This window comes from Rhodococcus yananensis (genome assembly GCF_020515525.1).
Taxonomy (GTDB): Bacteria; Actinomycetota; Actinomycetes; order Mycobacteriales; family Mycobacteriaceae; genus Rhodococcus; species Rhodococcus yananensis.
Window position 1 is genome coordinate 1 of sequence record NZ_JAIYEP010000078.1, and the last position, 18,987, is coordinate 18,987.

An 18,987-nucleotide genomic window follows, 5' to 3' on the forward strand; every position below is an offset into this window, starting at 1 on the left:
GGCCGGAATCCGTGAGGATTCCGGCCCCGCCGCGTTCGTCCGTGTGCGGCGCCGTCAGCCCAGTGCGGCGACGATCCGGTCGACGACGTTGTTCGCGCTGAAGTAATCCAGGCGGAAGCTGTCGTGACCGAGCGGGTACACGGCGTCGGCCTGCACCGACGGCACGGTCGCGAGCGTCGGATCGGCCAGCAGCCGGTCGGCGTCGTCCTGCTGCGCGTTGATGATGAAGGTCGTGCCGCCGGTCAATGCGAGAGGCAGGTTCTCGACGGCGGCAGAGATGATGTCGGACCGGCCGCTCGCGGAGCCCGGATCCGCAACCTCGGCCGGGACCGTTGCCAGGGTGAATCCGAGGCGGGTCGCCAGGTGTCCCTGCGCGGACTCGGCCGTGAAGATCTTCGATTCCTGCGGCGTGTTGTACGTCAGAATGTTGACGGTGGGGTCTGCGGCGATCGCCGGTGCGATCGCGGCCGCGGCCTCTTCGATCCTCGCGTCGAACTCGCCGAGCTGTTCCTCGGCGCGGTCCTCCTTGCCCACCGCCGTCGCGGGCAGGGTGGTCAGTTCCTCCCACGACTTGTCGGAGTAGTCGATGGCCGGTGTCGGCGCGATCTGCGACAGCGTGTCGAGGTTGTCGAGCGCCGAATCCGCGCCGCTCGTGGACACCACGATCAGGTCGGGTGTCGCGGCGGTGATCGCCTCGAGGTTCGGTTCACCTCTGGTGGAGGATCTCGACGCCGCGTTCCTCGGCGACGTCGGCCCACTGTGTGAACAGCCCCGACTCGGTGGTGACGGTGCTGGCCGGCTGGGCGCCGGTACCGTGCACGGGGGCGTCGAGGGCGAGCAGCGAACCGGTGAGGGTCACGCTCGTGGACACGATGCGCTGAGGCTGCGACTCGATCGTGACCGGGCCCTGTGCCGTCTCGATCGTGCGGGGCCACTGACCGGTCGTCTCCGCCGCGGCGGACGAGGCGGTGGAATCCGCTGCGGAACCGTCGTCGTCGGACGAACATGCGGTCGCGGTGAGGCCGAGTGCCAGGGCGCCGACGGCGGCAGCGAACCGTACGCCGAACCGGCGCCGGCGGATCAGGGATGTGGGCAACGCTTTCTCCTATCGGGTGAATACCGGACGACCCTGCTTCAGGCAAGCCTCCCCTAACCTTCGGGGTTTAGCGTGGGCGACGTGACCGATCTGTCGGTGGCGTGCGCCACACTGGGTTCCGCGGTGGAGGTAGCGCCCCCCCGGGGTGCTCTCACGCTGTGTCCGACGGCACTGTGATGTAGTCCGGGGGCCGACGTGCAGAAGTCTCGCAAAGGGCCCGTCGAGGAGGTGGCGACCTGGGAATATCAAGAATGTAAGTCACAACATCCTGGGTTCTAGGTATCTGTCGGCCACAAGGTGTAGTGTCTAGAACGCTGGAACGCCCATACGGCATCGGTCTCTCGGGGAAGTGGGATCGAGTGGATACGACGGGTATTCCGAGCGCACATGCAGCAGTCGGCCGTCGGTCGTTCGCGACCTAGTGAAAAGGGGAACCATGAGCATCACCGTCTACACCAAGCCCGCCTGCGTCCAGTGCAACGCCACCTACCGTGCCCTCGACAAGGCCGGCATCGAGTACGACGTCGTCGACATCTCCGAGAACCCCGAGGCCCGCGACTACGTCATGGCGCTGGGGTACCTCCAGGCGCCGGTCGTCGTGGCCGGAGACGACCACTGGTCCGGCTTCCGCCCCGACCGCATCAAGGCGCTCGCAGTCGCGGCCTGAGGCCGCGAACCCTCCCGGCTCGGCTGACCCGGGCAACCGTCGGTGGCCGGTCTTCGTACATGTCGATCGAAGAGTTGGTGAGTAGAGATGACCTCGCAGGGGTCGATTCAGGAGGCCTCCGTTCCGGAGGGCTCCCTCGTGTACTTCTCGAGCGCCTCGGAGAACACCCACCGATTCGTGCAGAAACTCGGAATCCCCTCCGTTCGGATCCCGCTGCACGATCGTGAGGGTGCCTTCGAGGTGCACCGTCCGTACGTCCTCGTTGTCCCCACCTACGGTGGTGGCACGACGATCACCGGCCGCGACACCAGCTTCGTGCCCAAGCAGGTGATCCGGTTCCTCAACAACGAACACAACCGAAGCCTCATCCGCGGCGTGATCGCCGCGGGCAACACCAATTTCGGCGAATCGTTCTGCTTCGCCGGCGACATCGTCTCGCGCAAGTGCCGTGTGCCGTACCTGTACCGCTTCGAGCTCATGGGCACGGCCGACGACGTCGAGCGGGTTCGGGACGGACTCGCCCGGTTCTGGGCACGGACCCTGCAGACGACCTGACGACGAGGCAGGCGCGCCCTGCCGCACCCGCCGAGTACCGCTCCGACCGTGTCGGCGCGGCCACCTTCCACACCTTCCGAGTAGGGGCAGCACTGTGACCGTTACCGATCCCGCTCCGGCCGCGACCGTCAAGGCCGACGAATCCCTCGAGGGGCTCGACTACCACGCGCTCAACGCGATGCTGAATCTGTACGGGCCGAACGGGGAGATCCAGTTCGACAAGGACGTGGCCGCCGCCCGTCAGTACTTCCTGCAGCACGTGAACCAGAACACCGTGTTCTTCCACAACATGGACGAGAAGCTCGACTATCTCGTCGAGGAGAACTACTACGAGGCGGAGATCCTCGACAAGTACTCGCGGGAGTTCGTCAAATCCCTGTTCGACCAGGCGTATTCGAAGAAGTTCCGTTTCCCGACGTTTCTGGGCGCGTTCAAGTACTACACCTCGTACACGCTCAAGACGTTCGACGGGAAGCGTTACCTCGAGCGCTTCGAGGACCGCGTGTGCATGGTCGCGCTGACCCTTGCCGACGGCGACGAGGTCCTCGCCCGGCACCTCGTCGACGAGATCATCTCCGGACGGTTCCAGCCCGCCACCCCGACCTTCCTCAACTCCGGCAAGAAGCAGCGCGGTGAGCCGGTGAGCTGCTTCCTGCTCCGCATCGAGGACAACATGGAGTCGATCGGCCGCTCCATCAACTCGGCGCTGCAGCTGTCGAAGCGTGGTGGCGGGGTTGCGTTGCTGCTCAGCAACATCCGTGAGCACGGTGCGCCGATCAAGAAGATCGAGAACCAGTCGTCCGGCGTCATTCCGATCATGAAGCTGCTCGAGGACTCGTTCTCGTACGCCAACCAGCTCGGTGCCCGCCAGGGTGCCGGTGCCGTGTACCTGCACGCGCACCACCCCGACATCTACCGTTTCCTCGACACCAAGCGCGAGAACGCCGACGAGAAGATCCGGATCAAGACGCTGTCCCTCGGCGTCGTGATCCCCGACATCACCTTCCAGCTCGCCAAGAAGAACGAGGACATGTACCTGTTCTCGCCCTACGACGTCGAACGTGTCTACGGCAGGCCGTTCGCCGACATCGACGTCACCGAGAAGTACTACGAGATGGTCGACGACAAGCGCATCCGCAAGTCGAAGATCAAGGCCCGCGAGTTCTTCCAGACCGTCGCCGAGCTCCAGTTCGAATCCGGCTACCCGTACGTGATGTTCGAGGACACCGTCAATCGGGCCAACCCGATCGCCGGCAAGATCACCCACTCGAACCTGTGCTCGGAGATCCTGCAGGTCTCCACACCCTCCGAGTTCAACGACGACCTGTCCTACAGTCATGTGGGCAAGGACATCTCCTGCAACCTCGGCTCGCTCAACATCGCCAAGACGATGGACTCGCCCGATTTCGCGCAGACCATCGAGGTCGCGATCCGTGGCCTGACCGCGGTGTCCGATCAGACGAGCATCGCCTCGGTGCCGTCGATCGAGAAGGGCAACGACGAGTCGCATGCCATCGGTCTCGGGCAGATGAACCTGCACGGGTACCTGGCGCGGGAGCGGATCTTCTACGGCTCCGCCGAGGGGATCGACTTCACGAACATCTACTTCTACACGGTGCTGTTCCACGCGCTGCGCGCCTCGAACCGGATCGCGATCGAACGCGGCACCTACTTCAAGGGATTCCCCGAATCGAAGTACGCGTCGGGGGAATTCTTCGACAAGTACACCGAGCAGGTGTGGGAGCCCGAAACCGACCGCGTGCGGCAGCTGTTCGCCGACGCCGGCGTGCACATTCCCACCCAGAGCGACTGGCGCGATCTGAAGGAGTCCGTGCGGGCGCACGGCATCTACAACCAGAACCTGCAGGCCGTCCCGCCGACCGGGTCGATCTCGTACATCAACAACTCCACGAGCTCCATCCACCCGGTGGCCTCGAAGATCGAGATCCGGAAGGAAGGCAAGATCGGCCGCGTCTACTACCCGGCGCCCTACCTGACCAACGACAACCTGGACTACTACCAGGACGCGTACGAGATCGGCTACGAGAAGATCATCGACACCTACGCCGCCGCGACGCAGCACGTCGACCAGGGCCTGTCGCTGACCCTGTTCTTCAAGGACACCGTGACCACCCGCGACGTCAACAAGGCGCAGATCTACGCGTGGCGCAAGGGCATCAAGACGCTGTACTACATCCGCCTGCGGCAGATGGCGCTCGAGGGCACCGAAGTGGAGAACTGCGTCTCGTGCATGCTCTGATCCGCAACTCCGTCGCCAGTCGTAGCTCCCGAGAAACATCCAGGTAGGTAACCGATGACCTCTGTATCGCATTCGCCCGCAGACGGGGCCCGCATCAAGCTGATCGACCGAGTGTCGGCGATCAACTGGAACCGCGTCCCCGACGAGAAGGACGCCGAGGTGTGGGATCGCCTCACCGGGAACTTCTGGTTGCCCGAGAAGGTGCCGGTGTCCAACGACATCCAGTCGTGGGGAACCCTCACCGAGTACGAGCAGCAGCTCACCATGCGGGTGTTCACCGGACTGACGTTGCTCGACACCATTCAGGGCACCGTCGGTGCCGTGTCCCTGATCCCCGACGCGGTCACCCCGCACGAGGAAGCGGTGCTGACGAACATCGCGTTCATGGAGTCGGTGCACGCGAAGAGCTACTCGCAGATCTTCTCGACACTGTGTTCGACGCGCCAGATCGACGACGCCTTCCGCTGGTCGGAGGAGAACGAGAACCTCCAGCGCAAGGCGCAGATCATCCTCGACTACTACCAGGGGGACGACCCGCTCAAGCGGAAGGCGGCGTCGACGCTGCTCGAGTCGTTCCTGTTCTACTCGGGGTTCTACCTGCCGATGTACTGGTCGTCGCGGGCCAAGCTCACCAACACCGCCGACGTGATCCGGTTGATCATCCGCGACGAGGCCGTCCACGGGTACTACATCGGCTACAAGTTCCAGAAGGGACTCGAGAAGCTCACCGAGGCCGAGCGCGACGACATCAAGGACTGGGTCTTCGATCTGCTGCTCGAGCTGTACGACAACGAGACCCACTACACGGCGGACCTGTACGACGAGGTCGGTCTCACCGAGGACGTCAAGAAGTTCCTGCGGTACAACGCCAACAAGGCGCTGATGAACCTCGGCTACGAGGCGCTGTTCCCGAAGGACGAGGCGGACGTCAATCCGGCGATCCTGTCGGCGCTGTCGCCGAACGCCGACGAGAACCACGACTTCTTCTCCGGGTCGGGTAGCTCGTACGTCATCGGCAAGGCGGTCGTGACGGAGGACGAGGACTGGGACTTCTGACCCGTCCCCCGACCCGTGCGCACTTCTGGTAGCTCCGGCTACCAGAAGTGCGCACAGGGGTCAGAATCGGAACGACACGGGCGCTGCGCTCTGCCCCGAGTACGGCAGCAGCACCGTCGGCTGCAGCGGCGCCGAGAACTGTGCCGGCACATCCGTCCACTCGGTGCGCCCGGCCTCGGCATCGGCGTCGAGCCGCGCGACCGTGATGCGCGACATCGAATCGGTACCGACCTGATCGCCCGTCGACGACTCCGCCGTGAGGTAGGTGCCGTCCTCGGTGAATTCGATCCACGGGTTCGCCAGTGCGATCTCGAGCAGATGGAACCGCGTGAACGACACGACGGTGCCCGTGTACTCGACCCGTCCGAGACCGGTGTCGGGATCGATGTCGGTCGCGGCGTGTTCGAAGGTGAGCGAGCCGTCGTCGCGCACGGACGCGCCGTCCTTGCCGACGACCGAACCCTGCGTGGTGTCCGTCACCAGATCCGTGAATCCGGGAGCGAAGCCCCACACCAGATCCTGTTCGGGTGCCACCGGCGCGTTCGGTCCGGGGGCCGGATCGAAGTTCACCGGCACCGACAGTTCCTGCTCGGCGTTCACCGCGTCGGCGGCGCCGTACGTGTAGATGCCGAAGACGGCGTCGTCGGGGACCGTGGCGGGCGCGTCGATCGTGATCGTCGCCGTGAACGATCCGTCGTCGGCGAGGGGCACCCACTGCTGACGAACGGTGCGACGCATGTCGAACGGCACGTCCGGCACCTGGTTCAGCGCCGCTTCCGACAGCACCCACGCGTTGGTGGAGCGGACGGTGGCGCGGTTCTCGGTGGGGGCGCCCTCCGACGGCCGCCAGTCCTCCGTGAACGCCCCGAACGACACGAACGTCCCGTGCGGAACACCCGGAGGCACCGGCAACGGCAGGCCACCCGAGCGGTTGGCGTCCGGATCGAATCCGGTGCCGCGGACGACGACGGTGTCGCCTTCGTGGACGGGCGTGTCGCCGAGTGGGGTGACCCCGTCGGCGGCGTAGACGTCGATGTCGGGATCGAACGCGGGATCGGCGCCCGCGGGTGCCGCGACGACGATGCCGGCAGCGAGGATTCCGGTCACCACGGCACCCAGGCGGATCGGTCCGCGACGGCGGGTGGGAGCAGCCTCAGTTGGAATAGCCATTGAGTGTGTACCTCAGATCTGTCAATACGGCATGAGCGGCGACCGGACCCGGTGTGGTCCACACGTCGTCCGATACGGAGAACAGGCGACCGTCGGTGACGGCACCGAGATCGAGCCAGTTGTCGCGCTTCATGTATTCGGTACCCGCCGCGAGGCCCTCCTGTCCCTCGAAACGGACGAATATCACATCTCCGTCCGCCGCGGTGACGTCAGCCGGATCGACGGGGGTGTCGACGCGACCGTCCACGACCGTGAACCGCTGCGACGGTGGCCGCCGGGCACCCACGTCGGTGAGGATCCGGCCGGCGAACGAGGCGACGCCTTCGACGACGGGACCGTCCGCCGTGAACCGGACGAGCGACGCCTGGGTCTGCGACGCGACGAGTTCACGGCCGAGGTCGGTGGCCGCGGCGAGGTAGTCGTCGAGAACCCGACGGGCCGCCTCGGAACGCCCGAGGGTCTCACCGATGCGCAGGAACTGGTCCTGCCAGAACGCGGGGTCGTCGCCGACCGTCACGGTCGGGGCGACGGCCGAGAGGGAGTCGTAGATGCCGGGGGAGGCCGCCGAGCCGAGGATCAGGTCGGGTTGCGCGGCCTCGACCGCACCCAGGTCGACGGCGTCGGGAGAGCCGGCCGCGGGGATCTCGGTGACGCCGCTGCCCAGGTGGTCCGGGTGCCCGTCCGGGCCGGTGGTGGCGGCCACGACCCGCTCCCACAGGCCGAGCGCGCACACCGCGTCGAGCGCGGCGTCGTCGAGGACGACGATGCGCCGGGGGTCGTCGGGGACGACGGAGACCCCGGAGGTGTGGACGACGGTGTGGGTGCCGTCGGCCGAGCGTCCCGGATCCAGCGGTGTCGGCAGGGAACAGGCAGCGGACGTGTCGCGGTCGAAACCGACGACGGCGGCACCGGCGATCCGGGTGGTGGTCCGGACGATCTCCGATGCCGGGTCGTGAGCGGGCTCGGAGCATCCGGACAGCAGCAGGGCGGTCACGGCGACGGCGCCGGCGACGGTGCGGGATCGGGACGCGGACAATTCCACCACTTCCTGTCGAGGGGACGCCCCAGGTTATCGCCTGACCCGATCGTCACCGAACAGCTCCGCGGGCCGTCGCGGCGGGACCCGTGGGAGCTGCGGCGCTCCGGCGGGACGGTCGTGTACGGATGATCGTTTCGGATGTAGGGTGACCCCCGAGTACGACAGCGAGTAGGACCCGGTGAACGACCGGTGTGCGCACGGTCTACGATTCGTTGAGCGCAAGCCAGAGAGACCGTTCGCCTCCAGCCCGAGTCGAGCGCGCATTCAGGAGGATTAGTGACTGCCGTAGCGCCCCAGCCAGTCCCAGAGATAGCTGCAGCAAGGCCATACCCGCCGCGGCAGGGACCGAAGGGTTCGTTCATCTACAAGATGATCACGACCACCGACCCGAAGGACCTGGGGATCATGTACTTGATCACCTCGGTGTCCTTCTTCCTCATCGGTGGCCTGATGGCCCTGCTGATGCGCACCGAACTCGCGGTTCCGGGCTTGCAGTTCCTGTCGAACGAGCAGTTCAACCAGCTGTTCACCATGCACGGCACGATCATGCTGCTGATGTATGCGACGCCCGTCGTGTTCGCGTTCGCGAACTACATCCTCCCGTTGCAGATCGGCGCACCCGACGTCGCGTTCCCGCGTCTGAACGCGTTCAGCTACTGGCTGTACCTGTTCGGCGCGACGATCGTCATGCTCGGTTTCGTCACGCCGGGTGGTGCCGCCGACTTCGGTTGGACGGCGTACACGCCGCTCACCAGTGAGGTGCATTCGCCGGGCGTCGGCACCGACTTCTGGATCCTCGGGCTCGGCGTCATGGGTCTCGGCACGATCCTCGGTGGCGTCAACTTCATCACCACCGTCGTCTGCCTGCGTGCCCCCGGCATGACCATGTTCCGGATGCCGATCTTCACCTGGAACATCTTCATCACCAGCATCCTGATCCTGCTGGTGTTCCCGCTGCTGACCGCCGCGTTCATGGGCCTGTTCGTCGACCGTCACCTCGGTGGCCACATCTACGATCCGGCGACCGGTGGCGTCCTGCTCTGGCAGCACCTGTTCTGGTTCTTCGGTCACCCCGAGGTGTACGTCATCGCGCTGCCGTTCTTCGGTATCGTCTCGGAGATCTTCCCGGTGTTCAGCCGCAAACCGATCTTCGGCTACACCGGTCTCGTCTACGCGACCCTCGCGATCGCCGCGCTGTCCATCGCCGTGTGGGCGCACCACATGTACGCGACCGGCGCCGTGCTGCTGCCGTACTTCTCGTTCATGACCTTCCTGATCGCGGTGCCGACCGGCGTGAAGTTCTTCAACTGGCTAGGCACGATGTGGCGCGGTCAGATCACGTTCGAGACACCGATGTTGTTCTCGGTCGGCTTCCTGATCACCTTCCTGTTCGGTGGTCTGTCCGGTGTCATCCTCGCGAGCCCGCCGCTGGACTTCCACCTGCACGACACCTACTTCGTCGTCGCGCACTTCCACTACGTCGTGTTCGGCACCGTCGTGTTCGCGACCTACGCCGGCATCTACTTCTGGTTCCCGAAGATGACCGGACGCATGCTCGACGAGCGTCTCGGCAAGTGGCACTTCTGGCTCACCTTCATCGGCTTCCACCTGACCTTCCTGGTGCAGCACTGGCTCGGCAACGAGGGCATGCCGCGTCGCTACGCCGACTACCTGCCCACCGACGGGTTCACCACGCTCAACACGATCTCCACGATCGGTGCGTTCGTGCTCGGCGCCTCGACGCTGCCGTTCATGTGGAACGTGTTCAAGAGCTACCGGTACGGCCAGGTCGTCACGGTCGACGATCCGTGGGGCTACGGCAACTCCCTCGAGTGGGCCACGTCCTGCCCGCCGCCGCGGCACAACTTCACCGAGTTGCCGCGCATCCGGTCGGAGCGTCCCGCGTTCGAGCTGCACTACCCGCACATGGTCGAGCGCATGCGCGCCGAGGCCCACGTGGGACCGGGCAGCCACAAGCACAACGTGGCCGTCCTCGAGGGTGCCGATCGCACCCCTGCGGACAGCTAGACATCGCACGCGACGAGGCCCCATCCGTTTCGACGGGTGGGGCCTCGCCCCGTGTCGCCGTGCCGTCCGCGGTCGCGTCGCCGCCGTCGCGGTGTCCTCGACCCCGGCATCGGTGACCGCGCGCACACTGCAACAATGGATCGGCACGTGCCCTCGTGCGTGACCCGACAATCGACTGGACCTTCCAAGGATCGGAGACGTAGTGGCGTCCGACACGACGGTGCTGGTGACCGTGACCGGGCCGGATCATCCCGGCGTGACCTCGGTGTTGTTCGCGGCACTCACCCGCCACGACGTGGATCTGCTCGACGTCGAGCAGGTCGTCGTGCGGGGTCAGCTCACCCTCGGTGTGGTCGTGGCCTGCCCCGGCGATCCGGAAGCGCTGCAGGACGAGGTCGAAGCAGCGATGGCCACCGTCGGGATGCGCGCCGACGTGCAGGTCGGGGAGCATCCCGTCCACGACCGCGAGGTGTCCACGCACGCGATCGTCGTGCTCGGCAGCCCGCTCAGCGCGAAGGCGCTCCGGTCCGTCGGCCGCACCCTCGCCTCGTTGGGCGCCAACATCGACTCGATCCGCGGGATCGCCGACTACCCGCTCACCGGTCTGGAACTGATGGTGACGGCCGCCGACACCGAGCCCGCGACGGACGCGGCGCTGCGGACCGCACTCGCGGAACTGTCGTCGGGACTCGATGTCGACATCGCCGTCGAACGCGGTGGGCTGGCGCGGCGCGCGAAGCGGCTGATCGTCTTCGACGTCGATTCCACTCTCGTGCAGGGTGAGGTCATCGAGATGCTTGCCGCGCACGCCGGTGTCGAGGACAAGGTTCGCGCCGTGACGGAGGCGGCGATGCGCGGGGAACTCGACTTCACCGAGTCCCTCGAACAGCGCGTCGCGACCCTCGCCGGGCTGCCCGCGACCGTCATCGACGAGGTCGCCGCACAACTCGAACTGACTCCGGGTGCGCGCACCACCATCCGGACGCTGCGTCGTCTCGGATACCGCTGCGGCGTGGTCTCCGGAGGTTTCCGGCAGGTGATCGAGGGTCTCGCACACGACCTCGAACTCGATTTCGTGCGGGCCAACACCCTCGAGATCGTCGACGGAAAGCTGACCGGGCGTGTGATCGGCGACGTCGTGGATCGGGCCGCGAAGGCCCGGGCGCTGCGTGAGTTCGCGGACGAGGTGGGTGTCCCCATCGAGCAGACCGTCGCGGTCGGTGACGGCGCGAACGACATCGACATGATCGGTGCGGCCGGACTGGGGATCGCGTTCAACGCGAAGCCCGCGCTGCGGGAGGTCGCGGACACGGCGTTGTCGTACCCGTACCTCGATGCGGTGCTGTTCGTTCTGGGGGTGTCCCGCGACGAGGTGGAGGCCGCCGACCGGGTGGACGGGACGCTCCGGCGCGTCCCCATCGAGCCCGGTGTCTGACGCGCATCCCCTCTTCACCGATCCGGGTTTCGCGGCCCGGCACGGTGAGTTGGCCCGCGGCTACGGTCACACCGAGGATCCCACCGACCCGGCCGAGGTGCTCGCGATGCCGATCGTGCTGCACATCCCGAAGTCCGATCCGCCGGCGCGCAGCGCGGTACTCGAGGCCGCAGCTGTCGCGACCGTCACGCTGTGCCTGGATCCCCGTGTCGGGCCGGACGCCGACGGCGTTCCCGGGCCGTGGCAGCACCCCTTCCGGGCGTGGAACGACGCCCGGATCCGTAAGGTCAGCCGGCGTGCCCGCGGCGCCCACTGGCGGGCCGCCCAGGACGTACCCGGCGTGACCGTGGATCACGCGCAGGCGCAGGCGCGGGCGCTGGTCCCCGGGCCGGTCGGTGCGCTCGACCCGCGGATCTCCCGCCTGCAGATCGGCGGCACCGACCTGCCCGCCGACGAACCGGGCCCGCCTCCCGCGGACGTACCGGTGCTGTGGGTGAACGCGTCGCTGGGCATGACGGTGGGGAAGTCCGCCGCGCAGGTGGGCCACGCATCGATGTTGTTCGCCGGGGCGCTCGACGTCGACTCTGCGCGGGCGTGGGCCGCGGCAGGGTTTCGCTGTGCGGTGCGCGACGCCGGAACCGATCGGTGGGCGGAACTGCTCACCCGCGTCGACGCCGGGACCGCGGTCGCGGTGCGCGACGCCGGCTACACCGAGGTCGCACCGGGATCGGTGACGGTCGTCGCAGCGGTGTCCTGACCGGACCCGGCGATCGAGAACACCAGCACCGTCGGCCCGGTCAGCGTGCACACCGACCCGACCCGCTTCGGCGTCGTGTCCGAGGGCGTGCCGTCGGACGCACTCGAATCGAACGTGCACCGGATCGCGCCCCCGTACCATTCGGGACCGGCCAGCGTCACGTCGCCGGCATCGCCGGAGTGCAGGACGATCAGGCCGCTCGAATCCGGCAGCGACCTGCCCTCCCCGGTGACGCCACCGGGCCCCGTCCCGTTCACCCACGCCTGAAGGGTCCGGCGGGTGTCGTCGTGCCAGTCGTCGACCTGCAGTTCGCGTCCGTCCTGGCCGAACCACACGAGATCGGGGTAGCCGACGGTGCGGGCGCGGCCGTCGAAGAAGCGCCGCTGCCGCAGGACCGGAACCACACGGCGCAACCGCACCAGCGCGCGCACGTACGCGACCAGTTCGGTGTCGGCACCCTCCCACATCAGGGGCCACGCATCCTCCCGGCGGGTACCCGCCGGCACACAGTAGGCATTGTTGTTGCCGCCCTGCCCGTGCCCGAACTCGTCGCCCGCCAGCAGCATCGGGGTGCCCGTCGACAACAGCAGGGTCGCGAGCAGCGCCCGCGTGTGCCGGGCCCGCGCCGCGATCACGACGGGATCATCGGAGGGGCCCTCCACCCCGTGATTGACGGATTCGTTGTGATCGGTGCCGTCGCGGCCGTCTTCGCCGTTGGCGTCGTTGTGTTTGTGTTCGTAGGAGACGGCGTCGGCGACGGTGAACCCGTCGTGGGCGGTGATGTAGTTCACCGACATCCACGGTTGCCGGTCGCCGCGCGAGAACAGATCCTCCGATCCGGTCAGTCGTGAGGCGATCTCCCCGATCCCGCTGCGCTGCGCCCAGAATCTGCGGACGGCGTCGCGGTAACGGTCGTTCCACTCCGACCACGGTGCACCGAACCGCCCCAGCGACCAGCCCGAGGCGGTCGCGTCCCACGGTTCGGCGATCAACTTCAGCTCGCTCAGCAGCGGGTCGGTGGTGATCGCGGTGAGCGCCGCGGCACGCGGGTCGAAGCTGTCGCCGCGGGGCCGGCCGAGGACGGCCGCAAGATCGAAACGGAACCCGTCGACCCCCGTCTCGGAGGCCCAGTAGCGGAGACTGTCGCACACCATGCGCACCGCGACCGGTGAGGTCGCATCGACGGTGTTGCCGCATCCGGTGAGGTCGACGTCCGTCCCGTCGTCGTCGAGCAGGTAGTACCCGGGCGCATCCAGCCCCCGCCACGACACGCTCGGCCCGGCCACCGACCATTCGCACGTGTGGTTGTAGACGACGTCGAGGATCACCTCGAGTCCCGCGTCGTGCAGGGTGCGGACCATCGCGCGGAACTCGGCGAGTTCGTTGCCCGGGGCGCTCGCGAACCCGGGATGCGGCGCGAAGAACGACGCCGTCGAATACCCCCAGTGGTTGCGCATGCCGCGCGCCCGCACGGGAGGTTCGGTGAGGAACGCGTGCACCGGAAGCAACTCGACGGCGGTCACCCCGAGACCGACCAGGTGGTCGACGACGGCCGGGTGCGCGAGACCCGGGTAGGTTCCGCGCAGTGCCGGCGGCACCATCGGGTGACGTGCCGTGTACGAGCCGACGTGCAGTTCGTACACCACGGTGTCCTCCCACGGAGTGCGTGGACGCCGGTGTTCGCCGCCGTGGCTGCGCGTGACCACCGACAACGGCGTGTGCCCGAGTGAGTCGACGGTCGACATCGCGCCGAACGGCTCGTCGTCGTAGGCGAGCAGTCGGGTGGCGTCGCCGATGTCACCGACGAGGCGTCGCCCCCACGGATCGAGGAGGATCTTGTGCGGATTCGTGCGCACCCCGTCGCGGGGCCGCCACGGTCCGTGCGCGCGGTAGCCGTAGCGTTGCCCCGCGCCGACGTCCGGGACGGTGCCGTGCCACACGCCGAACGTGTGGTCGGGCAGATCCACGCGCTGCTCGCGACCGGCATCGTCGATCAGACACACCTGGACGCGGTCGGCGTGCGGGGCGTGCACCGCGAAACGTGTACCGGCGTCGAGGGGGGTCGCGCCGAGCGGATACGGCGACCGGTCGGCGTCGGCCACCGGATGTCGTGGTTCGGGGCGCGGATTCGAAGAAGGCGACACGGAAGTCGATCCTGCCGTGTTCCGGGCCCGGGCGTGCGCGAAGATGGACGGCGTGGCACAACCTGATCCCGATCTCCTCATCGAATTCGACGACGTTCTGGTGCGGCGGGGCGGCAACGTCCTCGTCGGCCCCGTGACCTGGAGGGTGGAGCTCGACGAGCGCTGGGTGGTGCTCGGCCCCAACGGCGCCGGCAAGACCTCGCTGCTGCGGGTCGCGGCCGCCGAGACCTTCCCGACGTCCGGAACCGCCCACGTCCTCGCCGAGACCTTCGGCCGCACCGATCTGTCGGAGCTGCGTCCGCGGATCGGCCTGTCCTCGGCGGCACTCGCGAGCCGGGTGCCGTCCGACGAGTCGGTCTCCGATCTCGTGGTCTCCGCTGGATACGGCGTCCTCGGCCGGTGGCGCGAGCGGTACGACGACGTCGACACCGAACGCGCCGTCGAGATGCTCGAAAGCCTCGGAGCCGAGCACCTCGCCGACCGCACCTACGGCACCCTGTCGGAAGGTGAACGCAAGCGGGTGCTGATCGCACGCGCCCTGATGACCGATCCCGAACTGCTCCTGCTCGACGAACCCGCCGCCGGCCTCGATCTCGGTGGCCGCGAGGATCTCGTGGCACGACTGGCGACCCTCGCCGCGGATCCCGATGCCCCCGCGACGGTGCTGGTCACCCATCACGTGGAGGAGATCCCGCCGGGATTCACGCACGGTCTGCTCCTGAAAGAGGGCGGGGTCGTCGCGCAGGGCCTGATCGACGATGTCATCACGGCCGCGAACCTCAGCGAGGCGTTCGGCCAGTCGATCGCCCTCGACCGCATCGACGGCCGGTTCTTCGCGCGTCGCACACACGAGGCGGGCCGACACCGTCGAGTGTGACGCCGCGCACGGAGGGGCGTGCCGCGTCGTCTACGGTGGGACCCATGTCCGACCCTGATGACGTCCGCCCCTTCGATCCGGCCGCGGTGCCGGTCAAGGACGCCTCCACCGTGGTGCTCGTCCGCGACTCCGCGCGCGGCATCGAGACCTTCCTGCTGCAGCGCGTCGTCGGAATGGACTTCGCCGGCGGCATGACGGTGTTCCCCGGCGGCGGTGTCGACCGGTCCGACAGCGACGCCACGGTCCGCTGGGCCGGGCCGGACGTGCAGTGGTGGGCGGACCGTTTCGCCACCACCCCGGAGCGTGCCCAGGCTCTCGTCCTCGCCGCGGTGCGCGAGACGTTCGAGGAGTGCGGGGTGCTGCTCGCCGGTCCCGACGACACGACCGTCGTCGCCGACACCGCCCGGTACGCCGGCGCCCGTCGCCGACTCGAGGCCCGCGAACTGTCGTTCGGGGACTTCCTCGCCCGCGAGAATCTGGTGGTCCGCACCGATCTGCTGCGGCCGTGGGCCAACTGGATCACCCCTCTCGGTGAACGTCGCCGCTACGACACGTACTTCTTCGTGGCGGCTGCCCCGCAGGGACAGCACGCGGACGGCGAGACCAGCGAGGCCGAGCGGGTGCGCTGGTTGACCGCCGAGGAAGCGCTCGCCGACTGGAAGGCAGGCGGATCGGTGCTGCTGCCGCCCACCTGGAGCCAACTCGCCGCGCTGGCGCGGTACGACACGGTCGCCGACGTCCTGGCGGCGCAGCCGGACATACCGGCGGTCCTGCCGAGCATGAGCCGCGTCGACGGGCACATCCACATCTCGTTCGGCGGGGACGAGGGCTACTACGAGGCCGGTGGTCCGCATCCGTGGGCACGGCGCGCCGACATCTGAGCCGCACTCTAGGCTGAACGGCATGGCTGAATTCGTGACACTCGAGGTTTCCGACGGCATCGGCACCATCCGGCTGGATCGCCCGCCGATGAACGCGCTGAACCGGCAGTTGCAGGAGGAGATCCGGGCTGCCGCGCGGGAGGCGACCGTCCGCGCCGACGTCAAGGCCGTGATCGTCTACGGCGGCGAGAAGGTGTTCGCGGCCGGTGCGGACATCAAGGAAATGGTCGACATGACCTACGTGCAGATGAGCGAGATCATCGGCGACCTGCAGTCCGCACTCGGTGCCGTGTCCGAGATCCCCAAGCCGACGGTCGCGGCGATCACCGGCTACGCACTCGGCGGTGGTCTCGAACTCGCCCTCGGCGCCGACCGGCGCATCGTCGGTGACAACGCGAAACTGGGCACACCGGAGGTGCTGTTGGGCATCATCCCCGGCGGCGGCGGAACCCAGCGTCTGGCGCGGCTGGTCGGGCCGTCGAAGGCGAAGGACATCGTGTTCACCGGCCGGTTCGTCGGTGCGGAGGAAGCCCTCGCGATCGGACTCGTCGACGAGGTCGTCGCACCGGATTCGGTGTACGACGCGGCGCGCGCGTGGGCGGGACAGTTCACCAAGGGGGCCGGGCGTGCGTTGGCGGCCGCGAAGGCCGCGATCGATCAGGGGCTCGACACCGATCTGGACACCGGGCTGAAGATCGAGCAGCATCTGTTCGCGGGTCTGTTCGCCACGAAGGACCGCACGATCGGTATGCAGTCGTTCATCGAGAACGGGCCCGGCAAGGCCGAGTTCGTCGGCGAGTAGAAGCGGGAACGGAACTCTTGTCGAGAGCTTACTGCCGGGTAGGATCACCGTCATGACTGCAAGCAGGACCGACGGGACCGATCCCGCCCCGAACCCGCACGCCACCGCCGAACAGGTCGCGGCCGCCCTCGAGGACACCAAGCTCGCGCAGGTCCTCTACCACGACTGGGAAGCCGAGACCTACGACGACAAGTGGTCGATCTCCTACGACGAGCGCTGCATCGACTACGCGAAGGGACGTTTCGACGCCGCCGCGGGTGAGCAGCCCCTGCCGTACGGTCGCGCGCTCGAACTCGGCTGCGGCACGGGCTTCTTCCTGCTCAACCTGATGCAGGCGGGAGTCGCGGAGAAGGGATCGGTGACCGACCTGTCGCCCGGCATGGTCAAGGTCGCGCTCCGCAACGCCGAGAACCTCGGACTCGACGTCGACGGCCGGGTCGCCGATGCCGAGACCATCCCGTACGAGGACGACACCTTCGATCTGGTCGTGGGTCACGCCGTGCTGCACCACATCCCCGACGTCGAACAGTCGTTGCGGGAGGTGCTGCGCGTGCTCAAGCCGGGCGGCCGGTTCGTGTTCGCCGGCGAACCCAGCACGGTCGGCAACTTCTACGCGCGTTGGCTCGGCCGGATCACCTGGGAGGCGACCACCAACGTCACCCGCCTGCCGTTCCTCAGCGACTGGCGTCGCCCGCAGACCGAACTCGACGAGTCCTCACGGGCCGCCGCACTCGAAGCGGTCGTCGACCTGCACACCTTCGACCCGTCCGATCTCGAGAAGTTGGCGGAGTCCGCCGGTGCGATCGAGGCGAAGGCGTCGAGCGAGGAGTTCGCTGCCGCGCTTCTCGGATGGCCCGTGCGCACCTTCGAGGCCGCTGTGCCCGAGGAGAAGCTGGGCTGGAACTGGGCCAAGTTCGCCTTCGGCGGGTGGAAGGCGCTCAGCTGGGTCGACGACAACGTACTCAAGCACGTCGTGCCGCGCAGCTTCTTCTACAACGTCATGATCACCGGTGTGAAGCCCGGTAAGTAGTTGGGATACGACTTCACCCTCGCGGACGTCGAGTATCTCGCGTCCGCCGACGGTGTCGACGCGCTCGGTCGTGTCGACACCCTCGAGTTGACCACGCGTACGCGCCTGGCTGATATCAGCTGGGCGCGTACGCGTTTCGGCGACAGGACGGCGATGCTGGTCGAGACCGTGCTGGCGCGCCGCAAGGCCGCACTCAAACTCGACGGGGCGCGCGACTGGCTCCTCACGGACGACGCGGTCCAGCAGGCCACACCGGCCGTCGTCGCGGCACACCGGGCGCGACGACTCGCCGGTCGGGTGGTGCACGACGTGACGTGCTCGATCGGCGCGGAACTCGCCGCACTCGTCGGTGTCGCGGATACGGTGATCGGCAGCGATCTCGACGCGGTGCGCCTCGCGATGGCCGCGCACAACGTGCCCGCGGCGCACCTTCTCCGCGCCGACGCGTTGAGTCCGGTCACGCGCGGCACCACGGTGGTCGCGGACCCGGCCCGGCGTTCGGGCGGTCGCCGTACCCACGATCCGGCGATGCTGCAACCTCCGCTGCCCGACCTCCTGGACGTGTATCGAGGTCGGGAACTCGCTGTGAAGTGCGCTCCCGGACTGGATTTCGATGCGCTCGACTGGGACGGCGAGGTCGAAGTGGTCTCACTCGACGGTGGGGTGCGCGAGGCGTGCCTCTACTCGCGGGGTCTCGCCGAGCCGGGTGTGCGGCGCAGAGCCGCGGTATTACGCGGTGACGGTGCGGGATTCGAGATCACCGACAAGCACGACGACGACATCCCGGATCGGCCACCGGGCGAGTGGATCATCGATCCGGACGGGGCCGTCGTCCGTGCCGGGCTGGTCCGGCACTACGCGGCCGCGCACGGACTGTGGCAGCTCGATCCGCGCATCGCCTATCTCACCGGTGACGCAGTTCCCGACGGCGTGCGGGGATTTCGGATCCTCGAACAACTCAAGTACACCGAGAAGGCGCTGCGGCAGACGCTCGCACGTCTGGAGTGCGGATCGGTGGAGATCCTCGTACGCGGGGTCGATGCCGACCCCGCGGTGCTGCGTCCGCGATTGAAACTCCGCGGAGACCGGCCGCTGAGCGTCGTGCTCACCCGCATCGGCCGCACACCCGTCGCGTTCGTCTGCGAGCCGACCCGCTGACCCGTGCGCGTTTCTGGTAGCTGGGGCTACCA

General features: G+C 67.7%; 16 protein-coding genes and 1 pseudogene. 12 read left to right on the forward strand and 5 right to left on the reverse strand.

What is annotated here, in order from left to right:
- Nucleotides 1–54: 54 nt before the first annotated feature.
- Together fepB and LDQ05_RS16245 are read right to left on the reverse strand one after the other, a co-directional pair.
- Nucleotides 55–693: pseudogene (gene fepB, locus LDQ05_RS16240) on the reverse strand (Fe2+-enterobactin ABC transporter substrate-binding protein); the annotation flags it as partial.
- Between the two features lie 13 nt (nt 694–706).
- On the reverse strand, nt 707–1,096 hold the full coding sequence (locus LDQ05_RS16245; RefSeq protein ID WP_226437995.1) for a hypothetical protein: 390 nt from the start codon (nt 1,094–1,096) through the stop codon (nt 707–709).
- 436 nt (nt 1,097–1,532) lie between these two features.
- Between LDQ05_RS16245 and LDQ05_RS16250 the strand changes: the two genes are divergently transcribed.
- The 4 genes from LDQ05_RS16250 to nrdF all read left to right on the forward strand — a co-directional run bounded on the left by LDQ05_RS16250 (nt 1,533) and on the right by nrdF (nt 5,634).
- A complete protein-coding gene (locus LDQ05_RS16250; RefSeq protein WP_226437996.1) occupies nt 1,533–1,763 on the forward strand; it encodes a redoxin NrdH in 231 nt (76 codons plus the stop codon).
- Between the two features lie 87 nt (nt 1,764–1,850).
- Nucleotides 1,851–2,318, forward strand: a complete 468-nt coding sequence (nrdI, locus tag LDQ05_RS16255; RefSeq protein ID WP_226437997.1) for a class Ib ribonucleoside-diphosphate reductase assembly flavoprotein NrdI — start codon at nt 1,851–1,853, stop codon at nt 2,316–2,318.
- Nucleotides 2,319–2,496: 178 nt separating this feature from the next.
- Complete coding sequence (gene nrdE / locus LDQ05_RS16260; RefSeq protein WP_264185178.1) at nt 2,497–4,578, forward strand: class 1b ribonucleoside-diphosphate reductase subunit alpha; 2,082 nt, start codon at nt 2,497–2,499, stop codon at nt 4,576–4,578.
- A gap of 54 nt (nt 4,579–4,632) precedes the next feature.
- Nucleotides 4,633–5,634 carry a class 1b ribonucleoside-diphosphate reductase subunit beta gene (gene nrdF, locus LDQ05_RS16265; protein ID WP_226437999.1) on the forward strand — a complete coding sequence of 334 codons (1,002 nt, stop codon included), beginning with the start codon at nt 4,633–4,635 and terminating at the stop codon, nt 5,632–5,634.
- A 60-nt stretch (nt 5,635–5,694) separates the two neighbouring features.
- Here the strand turns inward: nrdF and LDQ05_RS16270 are convergent, their stop codons facing one another.
- The gene (locus LDQ05_RS16270; protein WP_226438000.1) at nt 5,695–6,804 is read right to left on the reverse strand and encodes an HtaA domain-containing protein; all 1,110 of its coding nucleotides are present in this window, start codon (nt 6,802–6,804) and stop codon (nt 5,695–5,697) included.
- Complete coding sequence (locus tag LDQ05_RS16275; protein WP_372461137.1) at nt 6,788–7,846, reverse strand: ABC transporter substrate-binding protein; 1,059 nt, start codon at nt 7,844–7,846, stop codon at nt 6,788–6,790. The genes LDQ05_RS16270 and LDQ05_RS16275 overlap by 17 nt, the downstream gene beginning before the upstream one ends.
- 273 nt (nt 7,847–8,119) lie before the next feature.
- On the opposite strand from LDQ05_RS16275, the gene ctaD reads away from it, so the two are divergent.
- From ctaD to LDQ05_RS16290, 3 genes are all read left to right on the forward strand, one after another.
- Nucleotides 8,120–9,871 carry an aa3-type cytochrome oxidase subunit I gene (ctaD, locus tag LDQ05_RS16280; RefSeq protein WP_226438001.1) on the forward strand — a complete coding sequence of 584 codons (1,752 nt, stop codon included), beginning with the start codon at nt 8,120–8,122 and terminating at the stop codon, nt 9,869–9,871.
- A 202-nt stretch (nt 9,872–10,073) separates the two neighbouring features.
- Nucleotides 10,074–11,306 carry a phosphoserine phosphatase SerB gene (gene serB / locus LDQ05_RS16285; RefSeq protein ID WP_226438002.1) on the forward strand — a complete coding sequence of 411 codons (1,233 nt, stop codon included), beginning with the start codon at nt 10,074–10,076 and terminating at the stop codon, nt 11,304–11,306.
- Nucleotides 11,299–12,063, forward strand: coding sequence for a peptidyl-tRNA hydrolase (locus LDQ05_RS16290; protein WP_226438003.1), 765 nt, complete (start codon nt 11,299–11,301; stop codon nt 12,061–12,063). The genes serB and LDQ05_RS16290 overlap by 8 nt, the downstream gene beginning before the upstream one ends.
- Here the strand turns inward: LDQ05_RS16290 and glgX are convergent.
- Nucleotides 12,012–14,207 carry a glycogen debranching protein GlgX gene (gene glgX / locus LDQ05_RS16295; RefSeq protein WP_226438004.1) on the reverse strand — a complete coding sequence of 732 codons (2,196 nt, stop codon included), beginning with the start codon at nt 14,205–14,207 and terminating at the stop codon, nt 12,012–12,014. The two genes, LDQ05_RS16290 and glgX, sit on opposite strands and share 52 nt — an antisense overlap.
- Nucleotides 14,208–14,250: 43 nt before the next feature.
- Between glgX and LDQ05_RS16300 the strand changes: the two genes are divergently transcribed.
- Genes LDQ05_RS16300 through LDQ05_RS16320 form a run of 5 tightly spaced genes read left to right on the forward strand, consistent with a single transcriptional unit; the run spans nt 14,251 to nt 18,955 of the window.
- A complete protein-coding gene (locus LDQ05_RS16300) occupies nt 14,251–15,084 on the forward strand; it encodes an ABC transporter ATP-binding protein (RefSeq protein WP_226438005.1) in 834 nt (277 codons plus the stop codon).
- Nucleotides 15,085–15,128: 44 nt separating this feature from the next.
- The gene (locus tag LDQ05_RS16305) at nt 15,129–15,965 is read left to right on the forward strand and encodes an NUDIX hydrolase (protein ID WP_226438006.1); all 837 of its coding nucleotides are present in this window, start codon (nt 15,129–15,131) and stop codon (nt 15,963–15,965) included.
- Nucleotides 15,966–15,987: 22 nt separating this feature from the next.
- Nucleotides 15,988–16,767, forward strand: coding sequence for an enoyl-CoA hydratase-related protein (locus LDQ05_RS16310; protein WP_226438007.1), 780 nt, complete (start codon nt 15,988–15,990; stop codon nt 16,765–16,767).
- Between the two features lie 52 nt (nt 16,768–16,819).
- On the forward strand, nt 16,820–17,797 hold the full coding sequence (locus LDQ05_RS16315; protein ID WP_226438008.1) for a class I SAM-dependent methyltransferase: 978 nt from the start codon (nt 16,820–16,822) through the stop codon (nt 17,795–17,797).
- The gene (locus tag LDQ05_RS16320; RefSeq protein ID WP_226438009.1) at nt 17,798–18,955 is read left to right on the forward strand and encodes a THUMP-like domain-containing protein; all 1,158 of its coding nucleotides are present in this window, start codon (nt 17,798–17,800) and stop codon (nt 18,953–18,955) included. It begins immediately after the preceding gene.
- Nucleotides 18,956–18,987 lie beyond the last annotated feature (32 nt).

Coding starts and splice junctions, on each gene's coding strand:
- LDQ05_RS16250 (WP_226437996.1), top strand. CDS start 1,533: ATGAGCATCACCGTCTACACCAAGCCCGCCTGCGTCCAGTGCAACGCC.
- nrdI (WP_226437997.1), top strand. CDS start 1,851: ATGACCTCGCAGGGGTCGATTCAGGAGGCCTCCGTTCCGGAGGGCTCC.
- nrdE (WP_264185178.1), top strand. CDS start 2,497: ATGCTGAATCTGTACGGGCCGAACGGGGAGATCCAGTTCGACAAGGAC.
- nrdF (WP_226437999.1), top strand. CDS start 4,633: ATGACCTCTGTATCGCATTCGCCCGCAGACGGGGCCCGCATCAAGCTG.
- LDQ05_RS16270 (WP_226438000.1), bottom strand. CDS start 6,804: ATGGCTATTCCAACTGAGGCTGCTCCCACCCGCCGTCGCGGACCGATC.
- LDQ05_RS16300 (WP_226438005.1), top strand. CDS start 14,251: ATGGACGGCGTGGCACAACCTGATCCCGATCTCCTCATCGAATTCGAC.
- LDQ05_RS16305 (WP_226438006.1), top strand. CDS start 15,129: ATGTCCGACCCTGATGACGTCCGCCCCTTCGATCCGGCCGCGGTGCCG.
- LDQ05_RS16310 (WP_226438007.1), top strand. CDS start 15,988: ATGGCTGAATTCGTGACACTCGAGGTTTCCGACGGCATCGGCACCATC.
- LDQ05_RS16315 (WP_226438008.1), top strand. CDS start 16,820: ATGACTGCAAGCAGGACCGACGGGACCGATCCCGCCCCGAACCCGCAC.